Source organism: Edwardsiella anguillarum ET080813 (assembly GCF_000264765.2).
Taxonomy (GTDB): domain Bacteria; phylum Pseudomonadota; class Gammaproteobacteria; order Enterobacterales; family Enterobacteriaceae; genus Edwardsiella; species Edwardsiella anguillarum.
In genome coordinates this window covers 3102573-3116666 of the sequence record NZ_CP006664.1, presented here as the reverse complement: position 1 = coordinate 3116666, position 14094 = coordinate 3102573, and the positions used below count along the sequence as shown (strand labels likewise).

The 14094-nt window shown below is 59.6% G+C and carries 11 protein-coding genes and 11 tRNA genes; 13 read left to right on the top strand and 9 right to left on the bottom strand.

Annotated elements, in window-relative coordinates:
- Positions 1–95: 95 nt before the first annotated feature.
- The gene (locus ETEE_RS14065) at positions 96–416 is read left to right on the top strand and encodes a hypothetical protein (protein ID WP_034164986.1); all 321 of its coding nucleotides are present in this window, start codon (positions 96–98) and stop codon (positions 414–416) included.
- Here the strand turns inward: ETEE_RS14065 and ETEE_RS14060 are convergent.
- Positions 413–1651, bottom strand: coding sequence for an Nramp family divalent metal transporter (locus ETEE_RS14060; RefSeq protein ID WP_034164985.1), 1239 nt, complete (start codon positions 1649–1651; stop codon positions 413–415). The two genes, ETEE_RS14065 and ETEE_RS14060, sit on opposite strands and share 4 nt — an antisense overlap.
- A gap of 389 nt (positions 1652–2040) precedes the next feature.
- Between ETEE_RS14060 and ETEE_RS14055 the strand changes: the two genes are divergently transcribed.
- Positions 2041–3225 (top strand): NupC/NupG family nucleoside CNT transporter, encoded by a 1185-nt coding sequence (locus tag ETEE_RS14055; RefSeq protein WP_034164984.1) that lies wholly within the window; start codon positions 2041–2043, stop codon positions 3223–3225.
- A gap of 339 nt (positions 3226–3564) precedes the next feature.
- Here the strand turns inward: ETEE_RS14055 and ETEE_RS14050 are convergent.
- From ETEE_RS14050 to ETEE_RS14035, 4 genes are all read right to left on the bottom strand, one after another.
- Positions 3565–3640 (bottom strand) — tRNA-Ala (locus tag ETEE_RS14050).
- 46 nt (positions 3641–3686) lie between these two features.
- A tRNA-Ala gene (locus ETEE_RS14045) sits at positions 3687–3762 on the bottom strand.
- Between the two features lie 46 nt (positions 3763–3808).
- A tRNA-Ala gene (locus ETEE_RS14040) sits at positions 3809–3884 on the bottom strand.
- Positions 3885–3940: 56 nt separating this feature from the next.
- A tRNA-Ala gene (locus ETEE_RS14035) sits at positions 3941–4016 on the bottom strand.
- 248 nt (positions 4017–4264) lie between these two features.
- Between ETEE_RS14035 and ETEE_RS14030 the strand changes: the two genes are divergently transcribed.
- Entirely contained in the window at positions 4265–4609 is a 345-nt protein-coding gene (locus ETEE_RS14030; protein WP_034163505.1) for a DNA-binding protein, read from the top strand.
- Positions 4610–4660: 51 nt separating this feature from the next.
- Here the strand turns inward: ETEE_RS14030 and gltX are convergent, their stop codons facing one another.
- A complete protein-coding gene (gltX, locus tag ETEE_RS14025) occupies positions 4661–6076 on the bottom strand; it encodes a glutamate--tRNA ligase (protein WP_034163506.1) in 1416 nt (471 codons plus the stop codon).
- Positions 6077–6411: 335 nt separating this feature from the next.
- Here gltX and ETEE_RS14020 point away from each other — a divergent pair.
- The 7 genes from ETEE_RS14020 to ETEE_RS13990 all read left to right on the top strand — a co-directional run bounded on the left by ETEE_RS14020 (position 6412) and on the right by ETEE_RS13990 (position 7238).
- Positions 6412–6487, top strand: a tRNA-Val gene (locus ETEE_RS14020).
- Between the two features lie 39 nt (positions 6488–6526).
- A tRNA-Val gene (locus tag ETEE_RS14015) sits at positions 6527–6602 on the top strand.
- 30 nt (positions 6603–6632) lie between these two features.
- Positions 6633–6708: transfer RNA gene (locus tag ETEE_RS14010), tRNA-Val, on the top strand.
- 35 nt (positions 6709–6743) lie between these two features.
- Positions 6744–6819, top strand: a tRNA-Val gene (locus tag ETEE_RS14005).
- Between the two features lie 34 nt (positions 6820–6853).
- Positions 6854–6929 (top strand) — tRNA-Val (locus tag ETEE_RS14000).
- A gap of 3 nt (positions 6930–6932) precedes the next feature.
- Positions 6933–7008 (top strand) — tRNA-Lys (locus ETEE_RS13995).
- Positions 7009–7162: 154 nt separating this feature from the next.
- Positions 7163–7238 (top strand) — tRNA-Val (locus tag ETEE_RS13990).
- 170 nt (positions 7239–7408) lie between these two features.
- Here ETEE_RS13990 and ETEE_RS13985 read toward each other — a convergent pair.
- The 3 genes from ETEE_RS13985 to zipA all read right to left on the bottom strand — a co-directional run bounded on the left by ETEE_RS13985 (position 7409) and on the right by zipA (position 11246).
- Positions 7409–8083, bottom strand: coding sequence for a hypothetical protein (locus ETEE_RS13985; protein WP_034163507.1), 675 nt, complete (start codon positions 8081–8083; stop codon positions 7409–7411).
- Between the two features lie 140 nt (positions 8084–8223).
- Complete coding sequence (gene ligA, locus ETEE_RS13980; RefSeq protein ID WP_034163508.1) at positions 8224–10251, bottom strand: NAD-dependent DNA ligase LigA; 2028 nt, start codon at positions 10249–10251, stop codon at positions 8224–8226.
- 68 nt (positions 10252–10319) lie between these two features.
- Positions 10320–11246 (bottom strand): cell division protein ZipA, encoded by a 927-nt coding sequence (gene zipA, locus ETEE_RS13975; protein ID WP_034163509.1) that lies wholly within the window; start codon positions 11244–11246, stop codon positions 10320–10322.
- A 273-nt stretch (positions 11247–11519) separates the two neighbouring features.
- Here zipA and cysZ point away from each other — a divergent pair, with 273 nt between their 5' ends.
- The 3 genes from cysZ (at position 11520) to ptsH (ending at position 14052) form a co-directional block, all read left to right on the top strand.
- Entirely contained in the window at positions 11520–12299 is a 780-nt protein-coding gene (cysZ, locus tag ETEE_RS13970) for a sulfate transporter CysZ (RefSeq protein ID WP_034163510.1), read from the top strand.
- Positions 12300–12450: 151 nt separating this feature from the next.
- Positions 12451–13410 (top strand): cysteine synthase A, encoded by a 960-nt coding sequence (gene cysK / locus ETEE_RS13965; RefSeq protein WP_034163511.1) that lies wholly within the window; start codon positions 12451–12453, stop codon positions 13408–13410.
- A 384-nt stretch (positions 13411–13794) separates the two neighbouring features.
- Positions 13795–14052, top strand: a complete 258-nt coding sequence (ptsH, locus tag ETEE_RS13960) for a phosphocarrier protein Hpr (protein WP_034163512.1) — start codon at positions 13795–13797, stop codon at positions 14050–14052.
- Positions 14053–14094 lie beyond the last annotated feature (42 nt).

The window sequence follows — 14094 nt, the reverse complement described above, 5'->3', positions numbered from 1 at the left end:
AAAGGCGCCGGCAGCCTCGGCGCCCCACCGGCGAGGGGACAAAACCGCTACACTGGGCGATATCCCGTTGCTATCCGATGTATCTGGAGAGAGAAATGGCAAAAAATGGTTATCTATTGCTGGCGGTGCTGTGGCTACTCTGCGCCCCTCTGCAGGCCGATACGGATCTGCACCTATTGCCGGGGGTCAAACTGTCCATCGATAATCCGTTGGAGGAGGCGTTGGAGCCGCTGGATGACTGGTCGGAAAACGCCCTGGAGCCGCTGGATGATTGGTCGGAAAAAGCGCTGGAGCCATTGGATGACTGGCCGAAGAACGCGCTGCGCCACAGGAAATGGCGCGGCGATCGGGACGACCAGGGGCGTCGCCCGATCTGGCATCGCCATCACGACGACGACGATGATGACGACGATTAACCGGCCAGTACGGTGATCAGTAGGTACAGGTTAAGTCCGACCACCAGAAAGACGATCACCCTCCCCAGCGCCTGTACCAGTCGGCTATTGACCATATCCCCCATCAGCGCGCGATTACCGGTGAAGGCCAGCAGCGGCAGCAGCGCCAGGGCGATCCCGAAGCTCAGTAAAACCTGGCTGAGCACCAGAATACGGGTGGCATCCAGGCCGGCCAGGATCACGATAAACGACGGCAGCATGGTCACCGCGCGGCGCAGCCACAGCGGAATGTGGAAATGGACGAAGCCCTGCATGACGACCTGCCCTGCCAGCGTCCCCACCACCGTCGACGAGAGACCCGCCGCGACCAAGCTCAGGCCAAAGATCGTGGCAGCGGCCTCGCCGAGCAGGGGCTTCAGCGTCAGGTACGCCTGATCCAGCTCGCTGATCCCGCTGTGCCCGTTAAAGTGGAAGGCCGCCGCCGCCGTCGCCATCATGGCCAAGTTAACGAAGCCGGCGATGGTCATGGCTATCGCCACGTCCAGCTTGGTCGAGGCATAGCGCTCCGCCCGAGTGCCATGGTCGCCTTTTTGGGTCAGCGACGAGTGCAGATAGATCACGTGTGGCATAATCGTCGCCCCCAGGACGCCGGCGGCCAGCACCACCGCATCCTGCGTCGGCAGGTCCGGCAGCAGCATGCCCTGAGCCAGCCCGGCCACGCTCGGGCGCGAGAAGACCAGCTCCACGATATAGGCGGCGGCGACAAACAGCAGCAGCGCCCCGATCACCAGCTCCAGCGGTTTTTGGCCGCGACGCTGTAGCCCCAGGATCAGAAACGTCGCGATCCCGGTCAGAATCGCCCCCTGCAGCAGGCTGACGCCCAGCAGCAGCTTAAAGCCGATGGCGGCGCCGATAAACTCCGCCAAATCCGTGGCCATCGCGATGATCTCGGCCTGTACCCAATAGGCCCATACCGCCGGGCGCGGGAAACGATCGCGGATATGCTCGGCTAGGTTCTTTCCCGTCGCAATCCCCAGCTTGGCGGACAGCAGTTGGATCAGCATCGCCATCAGGTTGGCCCATACCACCACCCACAGCAGGGTGTAGCCGTACGAGGCGCCGGCCTGGATATTGGTGGCGAAGTTACCCGGATCGATATAGCCAATGGCGGCAATGAAGGCGGGCCCCATCAGCGAGATCTTAATCCTGCGCGCAGGGGAGCGGGTGACGCCGTCGACGGTCCGAGTGTTCAACATAGGATGCCCTTACTGCCGTTGTTTCTATTACCTCCAGTATAGATAGATGATAATGATTATCAACTGCGTTTTTGCGTTAATACCTATCCCTGCAATCGGTATGCTCAATGGACCGCTGAAAATAATCTCACAGCAAAGGGTAATCACCGGGTAATTCTGCTATGCTAATCACATTCGCACAGCCGCCGTCCCGCGTGGTTTATGCCGTACGTAGCCGCAACGCGCTCCCTTTCCCCCCGCAGTCCCGCGCAGTTTTGTTACTTTTCTAACTTTTTTTACTTACCAAGTGAAAACAATTTCAATAAATGCAATCAATGTCTCGTTTTTAGTTCCAGCGTTACATAGAATTAGCTGCGAAATTTAGCCTGCCTCATAATTTGGAGCAAAGTATGTCCCCCATTCTGCACTTTTTACTGGCCCTTGTGGTGGTGGCGGTACTCGCCCTGCTGGTCAGCCATGACCGCAAGAGCATCCGCGTGCGCTTTATTATTCAGTTGCTCGTGGTGGAAATTCTGCTGGCTTACTTCTTCCTGAACTCCGACATCGGCCTGGGGTTCGTCAAAGGCTTCTCCGGCTTCTTCGAGACGCTGCTCAAGTTCGCCGCGGAAGGTACCAACTTTGTCTTCGGTAACATGAGCGATAAAGGCCTGGCCTTCTTCTTCCTGAATGTCCTGTGTCCGATCGTCTTCATCTCTGCGCTGATCGGTATCCTGCAGCACATCCGTGTCCTGCCGATCGTTATCCGCGCTATCGGTACCGTTCTGTCCAAGATCAACGGGATGGGCAAGCTGGAATCCTTCAACGCCGTCAGCTCCCTGATCCTCGGCCAGTCTGAAAACTTCATTGCCTACAAAGACGTGCTGGGCAAAATGTCAGAGCGCCGCATGTACACCATGGCGGCAACGGCGATGTCTACCGTATCGATGTCCATCGTCGGCGCCTATATGACCATGCTGGATCCCAAGTATGTGGTGGCGGCGCTGGTATTGAACATGTTCAGCACCTTTATCGTGCTGTCCCTGATCAACCCCTACTCCGTTGAGGGTGAGTCGGATCTGCAGCTGAAAAACACCCACGAAGGACAGAGCTTCTTCGAAATGCTGGGGGAATATATCCTGGCCGGCTTCAAGGTTGCGATCATCGTCTCTGCCATGCTGATTGGCTTCATCGCCCTGATCGCGGCCGTCAACGCCCTGTTTGACACGCTGTTTGGCATTAGCTTCCAGGGCATCCTCGGCTACGTGTTCTACCCGTTTGCCTGGATCATGGGGATCCCGAGCGGTGAGGCCCTGCACGCCGGCAGCATCATGGCCACCAAGCTGGTCTCCAACGAGTTCGTTGCCATGATTGATCTGCAGAAAATCGCCGGCGAGCTATCGCCGCGCGGCCTGGGGATCCTATCTGTGTTCCTGGTCTCCTTCGCCAATTTCTCTTCTATCGGTATCGTTGCCGGCGCCATCAAGGGGCTGAATGAGCACCAGGGTAACGTGGTCTCCCGCTTCGGCCTGAAGCTGGTCTATGGCTCTACGCTGGTCAGCATTCTCTCTGCGTCCATCGCGGGTCTGTTCCTGTAATTCACGACCCACGCTATCGCGATGCCAGGCGCCCTACGGGGCGCCTTTTTTATCGCCCTCTCCCTGTGCGTCACCCACCACTCCCAGAGCCCACGGAAAGGCAGCTGAGTGACTGAGTGGCTTAGTGACTAGAGGCAAAAGGCAAGAGGCAAGAGGCAAGAGGCAAGAGGCAAGAGGCAAGAGGCAAGAGGCAAGAGGCAAGAGGCAAGAGGCAAGAGGCAAGAGGCAAGAGGCAAGAGGCAAGAGGCAAGAGGAGAATACCCGGAACACTGCACAACGCCGCAAAGAAAGGGCAAAAAAAGACAAAAAAAGGCCGACATCGCTGTCGGCCTGATATTTTGGTGGAGCTAAGCGGGATCGAACCGCTGACCTCTTGCATGCCATGCAAGCGCTCTCCCAGCTGAGCTATAGCCCCACGTATTCGTGGCCCCTGACACAGGCTAACGCCCGCCGGGTAAGTTTGGTGGAGCTAAGCGGGATCGAACCGCTGACCTCTTGCATGCCATGCAAGCGCTCTCCCAGCTGAGCTATAGCCCCACGTAATCGTGGTCCCTGACGCAGGCTATCGCCCGCCGGGTAAATTTGGTGGAGCTAAGCGGGATCGAACCGCTGACCTCTTGCATGCCATGCAAGCGCTCTCCCAGCTGAGCTATAGCCCCACGTTTGTGGCCGTTCCCAAACCCTGTGTACCTTACCCACTCTCTCTGGAAAAGAGTGGTGGAGCTAAGCGGGATCGAACCGCTGACCTCTTGCATGCCATGCAAGCGCTCTCCCAGCTGAGCTATAGCCCCGTACACACCGCTTCATCGCGGGAACGGGGCGCATGATAGGGCAAGGCCACCGGCACTGTCAACGGCTAATTACCTTTCCTGCGTTAAGCGCGGCAAAAGCCGCCAAGTCAGTCTATTTACTCAACAATTCTGCCCGGTAATCCACAATTTTACCTTTTTCCGTCTAGCGTCATCCCCTAACATTGAGTAAACATGTTACTCGTACAGTTAAATGATACGACTGACTTCTCTCTATTCAGGAATGCGGCATGAACAAGGAGTGGTACTCGGCTAAAGAGCTGGTCGGCATCGGAGGATTTCCATCGACCCCGCAGGCCATCAACCAGCGGGCGAAGTCCGAAGGCTGGCGCCGACAGCGACGCAGCGGCGTCCAGGGCAAAGCGGTGGAATATCACATCAGCAGTTTTCCGCAGGAGGTGATCGACGAACTACTGGCCCGTGACGAACAGGCGCAGTATCTGATCAGCAGTAGCCAACCGGAAAAGGTGTGGTACTCCATTCTGCTGCAGATGAGCGAAGAGGAGCGCCAAAAGGTCACCTCGCTGATCCTGCGTATCGGTATCAACGAGTTTCTGCGCCGCCTGGGCGACTGAACAACAAAAAACCGGCCAGCGGCCGGTTTGGATATCTGACGATCTCGACGCTTACTGCTGCGCCGCGCGCTCGTCGATAAACGCCAGCGCGCGATCGATACGCGCCAGCGCACGCGCCTGGCCGATAGCGTGAATGGTCACGTCCACGCTCGGCGACTGCCCCTGACCGGTCACCGCGACGCGCAGCGGCATGCCGACCTTGCCCATTCCGACCTCCAGCTCATCGGCCGTTGACTGAATCGCATGGTGAATGGACTCCACCTGCCAGTCACCGATGGCGGCCAGCTTGGTACGGGCCAGCTCCAGCGGCTGACGCGCAACCGGACGCAGGTGCTTCTTCGCGGCGTCGGCGTCAAACTCGCTAAACTCCTCGTAGAAGTAGCGGGCCTGCTGCGCCATCTCTTTCAGCGTCTTGCAGCGCTCGCCCAGCAGGGTCACGATCTCGGTCAGTTGCGGACCGTTGGCGATGTCATAGCCAGCCTGCGCCACGTGCCAGGCCAGGTGCCCGGCGACCTGCTCCGGCGGCAGATGGTTAATATAGTGGTGGTTCAGCCACTGCAGCTTTTCGGTATTAAAGGCGCTGGCTGACTTGCTGATGGCGTCCAGAGTAAAGAACTCCGTCATTTCCGCTACGCTGAAGATCTCCTGATCGCCATGGGCCCAGCCCAGACGCACCAGGTAGTTGAGCAGCGCCTCCGGCAGATAGCCATCGTCACGGTACTGCATGACGCCGACGGCGCCGTGGCGTTTGGACAGCTTTTTGCCATCGTCACCCAGGATCATCGAAACGTGGGCATACTCCGGCACCGGCGCGCCGAGCGCCTTAAGGATGTTGATCTGGCGCGGCGTATTGTTGATGTGATCCTCACCGCGGATAACGTGAGTGATCCCCATATCCCAGTCATCGATCACCACGCAGAAGTTATAGGTCGGTGAGCCATCGGTACGGCGGATGATCAGATCGTCCAGCTCCTGGTTACTGAATTCGATCGGGCCACGGATCTTGTCATCAAAAATGACGGAGCCTTCCTGCGGGTTGAGGAAGCGCACCACGTGTGGCTCATCATCGGCATGGTGGCTGTGGTCATGGCGGCAGCGGCCGTCATAGCGCGGCTTCTCTCCACGGGCCATCTGATCTTCGCGCAGCTGCTCCAGATGCTCTTTGGAGCAATAGCATTTATAGGCGGTCCCCTGCTCCAGCATCTGATCGATCACCTGGTTGTAGCGATCGAAACGCTTGGTCTGGTAGTACGGACCCTCATCCCAATCCAAATTCAGCCAGTTCATGCCATCCATAATGGCATCGATAGCCTCCTGCGTGGAGCGCTCCAGGTCAGTATCTTCAATACGCAGGACAAACTCGCCCTGGTTATGTCGGGCATACAGCCAAGAGTAAAGCGCAGTACGGGCGCCGCCGACGTGCAGATAGCCGGTCGGGCTGGGCGCAAAACGGGTTTTAATTTTCATGTGAACAGTGGCCTTGTTACGCAGGTTACCCACCCTTTCCCAGTATAGGTAAGCGGGCTGCAAAATATCTGTGGGCGGCATTTTACCATTACCCCTCAATTCCTCAACGTCGTTAGGCAATTCCCCCCTCACACCCGCGCTCAGCGTCAGCCGACGCCGCCGACATAGCGCCTCCCCCACCGGCCGCGCCGGGATCGGCAGGGAAAAGACGCTAAATCCGCCCCTTTTGGCTAAGTCTGCGACACGTTGGGCGTTTTTCCGGCGAACGACAGTTTTTCTTGAAAAAAGCGTTGACCATTTTCCGCGGCTCCCTATAATGCGGCCTCACACAGCGGGGGTGATTAGCTCAGCTGGGAGAGCATCTCCCTTACAAGGAGAGGGTCGGCGGTTCGATCCCGTCATCACCCACCACTCTTTTAGAGTGTCCCGCCGTGTAGCGCCATACAGATTGGGTGATTAGCTCAGCTGGGAGAGCACCTCCCTTACAAGGAGGGGGTCGGCGGTTCGATCCCGTCATCACCCACCAATCTCTATTGCGCGAATCAGGTTTCCAGATGGGTGATTAGCTCAGCTGGGAGAGCATCTCCCTTACAAGGAGAGGGTCGGCGGTTCGATCCCGTCATCACCCACCAATCTGAAACCTGAACAATCCGGCATCTCAAGAAGTGGGTGATTAGCTCAGCTGGGAGAGCACCTCCCTTACAAGGAGGGGGTCGGCGGTTCGATCCCGTCATCACCCACCACTTCTTGAACGCAGGGCGCCAGCAGTACCGTTGTGGGTGATTAGCTCAGCTGGGAGAGCACCTCCCTTACAAGGAGGGGGTCGGCGGTTCGATCCCGTCATCACCCACCACTCGGGTCGTTAGCTCAGTTGGTAGAGCAGTTGACTTTTAATCAATTGGTCGCAGGTTCGAATCCTGCACGACCCACCATTCATTCGATGAAAGATGGTTATTTAGCGCAGCGACTGACCTCGCTTAGGTAGGTTACGTCAGGCGTTTTAGCCCTCTCTGAATGGAGCTGCGGCAGCATAGCATCCTATTCCAGCTGACATACATTAGAGTACTGACCTACCGGTTCCAGATTGGGTGATTAGCTCAGCCGGGAGAGCACCTCCCTTACAAGGAGGGGGTCGGCGGTTCGATCCCGTCATCACCCACCAATCTGATCGCGTCTGACCATTTTCCCTTTCCGTCCGTTCCTGATGACCTTCCTACATTCGTATATCGGCCTTGCCCGAGCACTATCCAGCACAAACGTCACGCCGTGCGTAATTCCGCACAACAGGCGATCAACGCGTCACGACGGCGCCGCAGCGCCGTGCATGCAGCGCTACCAGGCCAGCAGGATCACCATAAGCAGTATCACAATCCCGATCAGCAGCAGCGTGGCCGGCGAGCGGGCCTGCACACGAACGCTGCCCGGGATCCACTGCGCCGGAATGAAACCAAAAACCGGCTGAGGGTTGAGCACCGACGTCACCGGCGGCGGATCGTCGTCGGCCCCCTCGGGCGGAACGGCCAGCTGACTGGCGACGATCACCTGGTTTTCCAGCGGAGAACGCAGCGGATCGGCCTGCAGCGTCGACTTGCCCAGGGACGAAAACAGCTTATCGGCCCCCTCTTTGACCTCCAGCGCGCGCTCGACGTTGGCCATCTCCGATAGCATGCGACCGTGCTCCCCCAGAGTAACCCGCGATACCGGCTGTCCCGTCGACGCCGCCATCGCCGCCGCGCCCCGCTGGGTGCTGGCCAGCGGAGACTCCCGTCCCGCGGCAGCGGCCGAGCTCGGCTCACTCTGGCTAAACGCCTGCAGCAGCGTACGCTCGCGCTGCAGCGCCGTCAGGGCGCGCAGCGTGTTTTCACGCTGCGCCGGGGTTAAATCCCCGCGGTTTAACACCTGCAGCAGCCGCTCGATGCGCGCATCCAACAGCTCTGCGCTCAGCTGTCCTCCGCCGTGCGCCTGCGGCGACATACCGCCCGCCATATCTATTGGCCCCAACGCCATACGTTCCTCTCCACTGATTGCTGCCCGTCGGGATATATAACGGCGCCAACGCACGCCAACTTTAACCTATCCCATCATCACCGCCCGCCGTCTGCTCACGGAAGCGGCAGCCAACGGGCGCGTGAGACCCGGCGGGGCCGCTATGCCCCCAGCATACGCAGCATCTGCGCCTCATCGATCACCTCGATGCCCAGCGCATTGGCCTTCGCCAGCTTGGAGCCCGCCGCATCGCCGGCGATCACCAGATCGGTCTTCTTCGATACGCTGCCGCTGACGCGGGCGCCCAACGCCGTCAGACGCTCCTTCGCCTCATCGCGCGACAGTACGCTCAGTGAACCGGTCAACACCACGGTCTTACCGGCAAACGGGCTGTCGATCGCCGACGCCGCCTGCGCCGGCGCGCCCTCAGGCCAGCGAATGCCGACCTCGTCGGAGATCAGCTCATCGATCACCTGACGGTTATGCGCCTCGCTCAAAAAGTGGACGACGTGGCTGGCGACCACCTCGCCCACCTCGGGAACCTGCTTCAGACTCTCCAAATCCGCCGCCCGCAGCGCCTGTAGGGAGCCAAAGTGGCTGGCCAGATTGGCCGCCGTCGCCTCCCCCACCTCGCGGATGCCCAGCGCAAAGAGAAAACGGGCCAGCGTGGTTTCCCGCGAGCGATCGAGGGCGGCAATAAGCTTGGTGGCCGACTTGGGCCCCATCCGCTCCAGGCCGGTCAGCTTACCAGCGCTCAGGCGGTACAGATCGGCGGGCGTCGCGACATACTCTTTATCCACCAGCTGCTCGATGACCTTATCGCCCATCCCCTCGACATCCATCGCGCGGCGCGACACAAAATGCTTCAGCGACTCCTTGCGCTGCGCGGCGCAGATCAGGCCACCGCTGCAGCGTGCCACCGCCTCGCCCGCCGTCCGCTCCACCTCAGAGCCACATACCGGACAGTGGGTCGGAAAGCCGATCTCCTGGGCATCGCGCGGACGCATCGCCTCCACCACCCCCACCACCTGCGGGATCACGTCGCCAGCGCGGCGTACGATCACCGTATCGCCGATCCGTAGATCCAGACGCTCAATCTCATCCGCGTTGTGCAGCGTCGCGTTGCTGACGGTCACTCCGGCCACCTGCACCGGCTCCAGACGCGCGACCGGCGTGATGGCACCGGTGCGACCAACCTGAAACTCCACCCCGTTTAGCCGCGTCATCTGCTCCTGCGCCGGAAACTTAAACGCCGTCGCCCAGCGCGGCGCGCGGGCGACAAAGCCCAGCCGCTCCTGGATGGCGAGATCGTCCACCTTGATCACCACGCCGTCGATATCAAAGCCTAAGCCGGGCCTCTCCTGCTCGGTCTGGCGATAGTAGGCCAAGACCTCCGCGCTGCCGCAGCACAGCCTCACCCGCTCGCTGACCGGCAGTCCCCAGGACTTAAAGCGCTGCAGGCACTGATAGTGACTGTCCGGCAGCGCCCCGCCCTCCAGCAGGCCAGAGCCGTAGCAGTAGAAGGTCAGCGGACGCTGCGCGGTAATGCGCGGATCGAGCTGGCGCAGCGATCCGGCGGCGGCGTTGCGCGGATTGGCAAAAATCTTCGCACCGCGCCGGCGCGCCTCCTCATTCATCGCCTCAAAGCCATCCTGCGGCATGAAGACCTCGCCGCGAACCTCGATGCGCGCGGGGATCCCCTCTCCCTGCAGGCGCAGCGGAATGGCTCGGATAGTTTTCACGTTGGCGGTGATATCTTCGCCGGTGCTGCCATCGCCGCGCGTCGCCGCCCGGACCAGCACCCCCTGCTCATACAGCAGGCTGACCGCCAGCCCGTCCAGCTTTGGCTCACAGCAAAAGGTCAGCGGCTCGCCGCTTTTCAGCCGCTCATGCAGGCGCTTGTCAAACGCCTGATAGCTTTCCTCATCAAATACGTTATCCAACGAGAGCATCGGCACCTCGTGGCGCACCTGACCAAAGGCCGCCAGCGGCGCGCCGCCGACGCGCTGGCTCGGCGAATCCGCCGTCACCAGCGCCGGGTGTTCGGCCTCCAGCTGCTTAAGCTGCGCCATCAGGCGATCGTACTCCGCATCGGTAACCTGCGGATCGTCCAAAACGTAGTATTGATACTCATGATGGCGCAGCGCGTCACGCAGCTGTTCGAGTTGTTGTTCAATCGTGGGAGTCATAAGCCACCATTTAATGATAAAAAACCCCCGGAGTACGGGGGTTTTGGTAAGGCGCTGGCGCGATCACGTCACGCGGTCCGGCCCAGGTTCTCCAGCACCGTACGAATACGCGCCTTATAGGTTTCTAGCTTTTGCGGGGTCATCATCCGCCGCTCATCGTCCAGCACCACGCCGCCGACATCGTCGGCAATGCGCTGCGCAGACTGCAGCATCAGCTTAAAGTTCTGGCTGGCATCGCCATACGAGGGCACCATCATAAAGATCGACACGCCCGGCGTAGAGAAATCCGCCATATTTTCGACGTCAAAGGTTCCCGGCTTCACCATGTTGGCCATGCTGAACAGCACCGGCCCACTGCCAGCCGGGTTGAGGTGGCGATGGAATATTTTCATCGCACCGTACTGGAAACCGGCCTGCAACACGCTTTGCAGCAAAACCTCACCGCCAATGCTGCTGCCCTGATGCGCCGCAACGTGCATCACCAGTACCGTCTCCCGCACCTTGCCGTCATCCTCCGCCGCGGGGCGTTCGTCCGCCGCTGCCGTCGGGCAAGACTCCGCAGGCGCGCCGTCTACCGCGGCAGACGGCGACGCCAGCGGCACCGCTTCGTCAGGCTCGGCGGCCAACAGCGGATCGCCCAGCAGGGGATCGACCGTCTCGTCGCGGCGCGGCGTCGGTGACGCCAGCGGATGCGTTTCGCTCTCCCGCAGATCCAGCGGATCGGGACGCGCGTCGCTCTCCTCACCCAGCGCCCCCATGGCCGGCTCCACCGGATGAGGAAGCGGGCTGCCGCCGCGCTGCACGCGCACCTCACCGACCCCTTCATCCATTTCAGAGAACGGTTTCTCGTCGCGCCGCGGCTTTTGACGTTTGTTCGGACGATCGCGAAACAGCGCAGAGCGTTCCTTACGGCTGGTCCATAGGCCGTGCAGCAACAACGCTATTATGGCAACCGCGCCAACAACAATTAATATCAGACGCAAATCCTGCATCATCGCAATCTCTGTTGTTTTATTACATTGCCATTTTGGCAAACCCTCAATCTATAAATGTATTGGGGTGTTGGGACAAGTGCAAGTCTGGACTAAACTTTCTGTTAATAAAGATGATTTTTCCTTCTATTTTGCTCTTTTTTCAGCCAAGTCCTAACTGGTAACCCACGGCATCCGCCGATATCATAAGTCATCGGGCTGCGCCATTGGCCGCCATCACATCGCGGAGCGCGCCGCGGCCCGAGCAACCACGGTAACAGCATAAGACGGAGTTAAATGAACACGACATCCCCGGCCGGCGGCGCACAGTCGCCGACCAACGCCAACGGCGTATACTATTTTGCCCAGGGCTGGCGCCTGATCCGCCTGCCCGGCATCAAGCGCTACGTGCTGATGCCGCTGCTGGTCAACATCATCCTGATGGGACTGGCGTTTTGGTGGCTATTCGATCGTCTCGGACGCTGGATTCCAGCGCTGATGAGCTATGTTCCCGACTGGCTGCAGTGGCTGGGCTACCTGCTGTGGCCCCTGGCCGTCATCTCGGTTCTGCTGGTGTTCAGCTATTTCTTCAGCACCCTGGCCAACTGGGTCGCGGCCCCCTTTAACGGCCTGCTGGCCGAGCAGCTTGAAGGACAGCTGACCGGCAAGCCGCTGCCGGACAGCGGGCTGTGGAGCGTAATGAAAGATCTGCCGCGTATTCTGAAGCGCGAATGGATTAAGCTGGCCTATTACCTGCCGCGCGCCTTGGTGCTGCTGCTGCTGTACCTGATCCCCGGCGTCGGCCAGACCCTGGCCCCCGTGCTGTGGTTTCTGTTCAGCGCCTGGATGATGGCGGTGCAATACTGCGATTATCCTTTTGACAACCACAAGGTTAGTTTCCCGCGCATGCGCGATGCCCTGCGCGCTGACAAGGTCGACAACTTGCAGTTTGGGGCGCTGGTCAGCCTGTTTACCATGCTCCCCTTCGTCAATCTGGTGATCATGCCGGTCGCCATCTGCGGCGCCACGGCCATGTGGGTCGATCGCTATCGCGCCGAGCTGGCCATCAATCGCTAATCCTGCCGCGGCGCACTCCCCCGCGAGTGCGCCGCCCGCGCCGTTATCGTGATCCCTCATAACGATATAATTTTTATTTACTTCCTATTAACGGGTTATTGCGTATGCTGCTAGCAGTATGACGGATAAAGACGACTGCAAAGGAGCGGCCATGAGCAAAATCTATCAAGATAACTCCCATACCATCGGACATACCCCGCTGGTACGTCTCAATCATATCGGCAACGGTCGCATCCTGGCCAAAGTAGAGTCGCGTAATCCCAGCTTTAGCGTTAAAGATCGCATCGGCGCCAACATGATCTGGGACGCCGAAAAACGCGGTATTCTGAAGCCCGGCGTCGAGCTGGTTGAGCCGACCAGCGGCAACACTGGCATCGCACTGGCCTTTGTAGCCGCGGCCCGCGGCTACAAGCTGACCCTGACCATGCCCGAGACCATGAGCCTAGAACGGCGTAAGCTGCTGAAGGGGCTGGGAGCCGAGCTGATCCTGACCGACGGCGCCCTGGGGATGAAGGGGGCTATCAGCAAGGCCGAATCGATTGTCGCCCGCGATCCGGCGCGCTATGTCATGCTGCAGCAGTTCAGCAACCCGGCCAACCCCGAGATCCACCGCCAGACCACCGGACCGGAGATCTGGCAGGATACCGACGGGCAGGTAGATGTCTTCATCGCCGGCGTCGGCACCGGCGGCACCCTGACCGGCACCGCCCGCTATCTGAAGCAGGATCGCGCTAAAAATGTCAGCGTCGTGGCCGTCGAGCCGGAAGACTCTCCGGTGATCACCCAGGCGCTCGCCGGAGACCCGATAGTCCCCGGGCCACACAAAATCCAGGGCATCGGTGCCGGTTTTATTCCCGACAACCTCGATTTAACGCTGGTCGATCGCGTGGAGCGCATCGGCAACGATGAGTCCATCGCCATGGCGCGCCGCCTGATGCGTAAAGAGGGGATCCTCGCCGGAATCTCCTCCGGCGCCGCCGTCGTCGCTGCAGAACGGCTGGCCAATATGCCGGCGTTCCAGGAGAAAACCATCGTGGTGATCCTGCCCTCCTCGGGTGAACGTTATCTGAGCACCGCCCTGTTTGCCGGCCTGTTTCCCGAGCCGGAATGAGCGGCGAATGCGATGGCATGAATTGTTCAAAGGAGCACCCATTTGGGTGCTTTTTTTGTGGAGCAGTTCAAATTTTACCACCCCCTCTCCTTGCTTTTATCGCCGGGGTCTAGTATTTAACCAGACCATTATTTTGAAGCGCAAAATTATTCGCGCTTTGTATGAAAAGGCCGCTGAATCGATTTAACGATACAGACGGCGGCCTTAACCGGGGTAAGCTGAGCACCGTCAACCGGTCAGGAGAGGGGGGAACCCCGTTATCCTGTCCGCGGGGAGGCCCACGGCGCCAGCGTACCGGATACGCACCTAAAGACAGGCTAAAGCCAAGCGATTGCGCTAAACTTTAGCTCCACAACATTCAACATAAAATAGTTGGGGAAACCTATGTTCCAGCAAGAAGTTACTATCACCGCTCCGAATGGTCTGCATACCCGCCCTGCCGCTCAGTTTGTGAAGGAAGCCAAAGCATTCGCTTCTGACATCACCGTCACCTCTAACGGTAAGAGCGCCAGCGCCAAAAGCCTGTTCAAACTGCAAACGCTGGGCCTGACCCAGGGTACCGTCGTCACCATCTCCGCAGAGGGTGAAGACGAGCAGAAAGCCGTTGAGCATCTGGTAAAACTGATGGCCGAGCTCGAGTAAATCTGACGGCTCAGCATTCCAGGTAAAACCAGTCTAACGTCA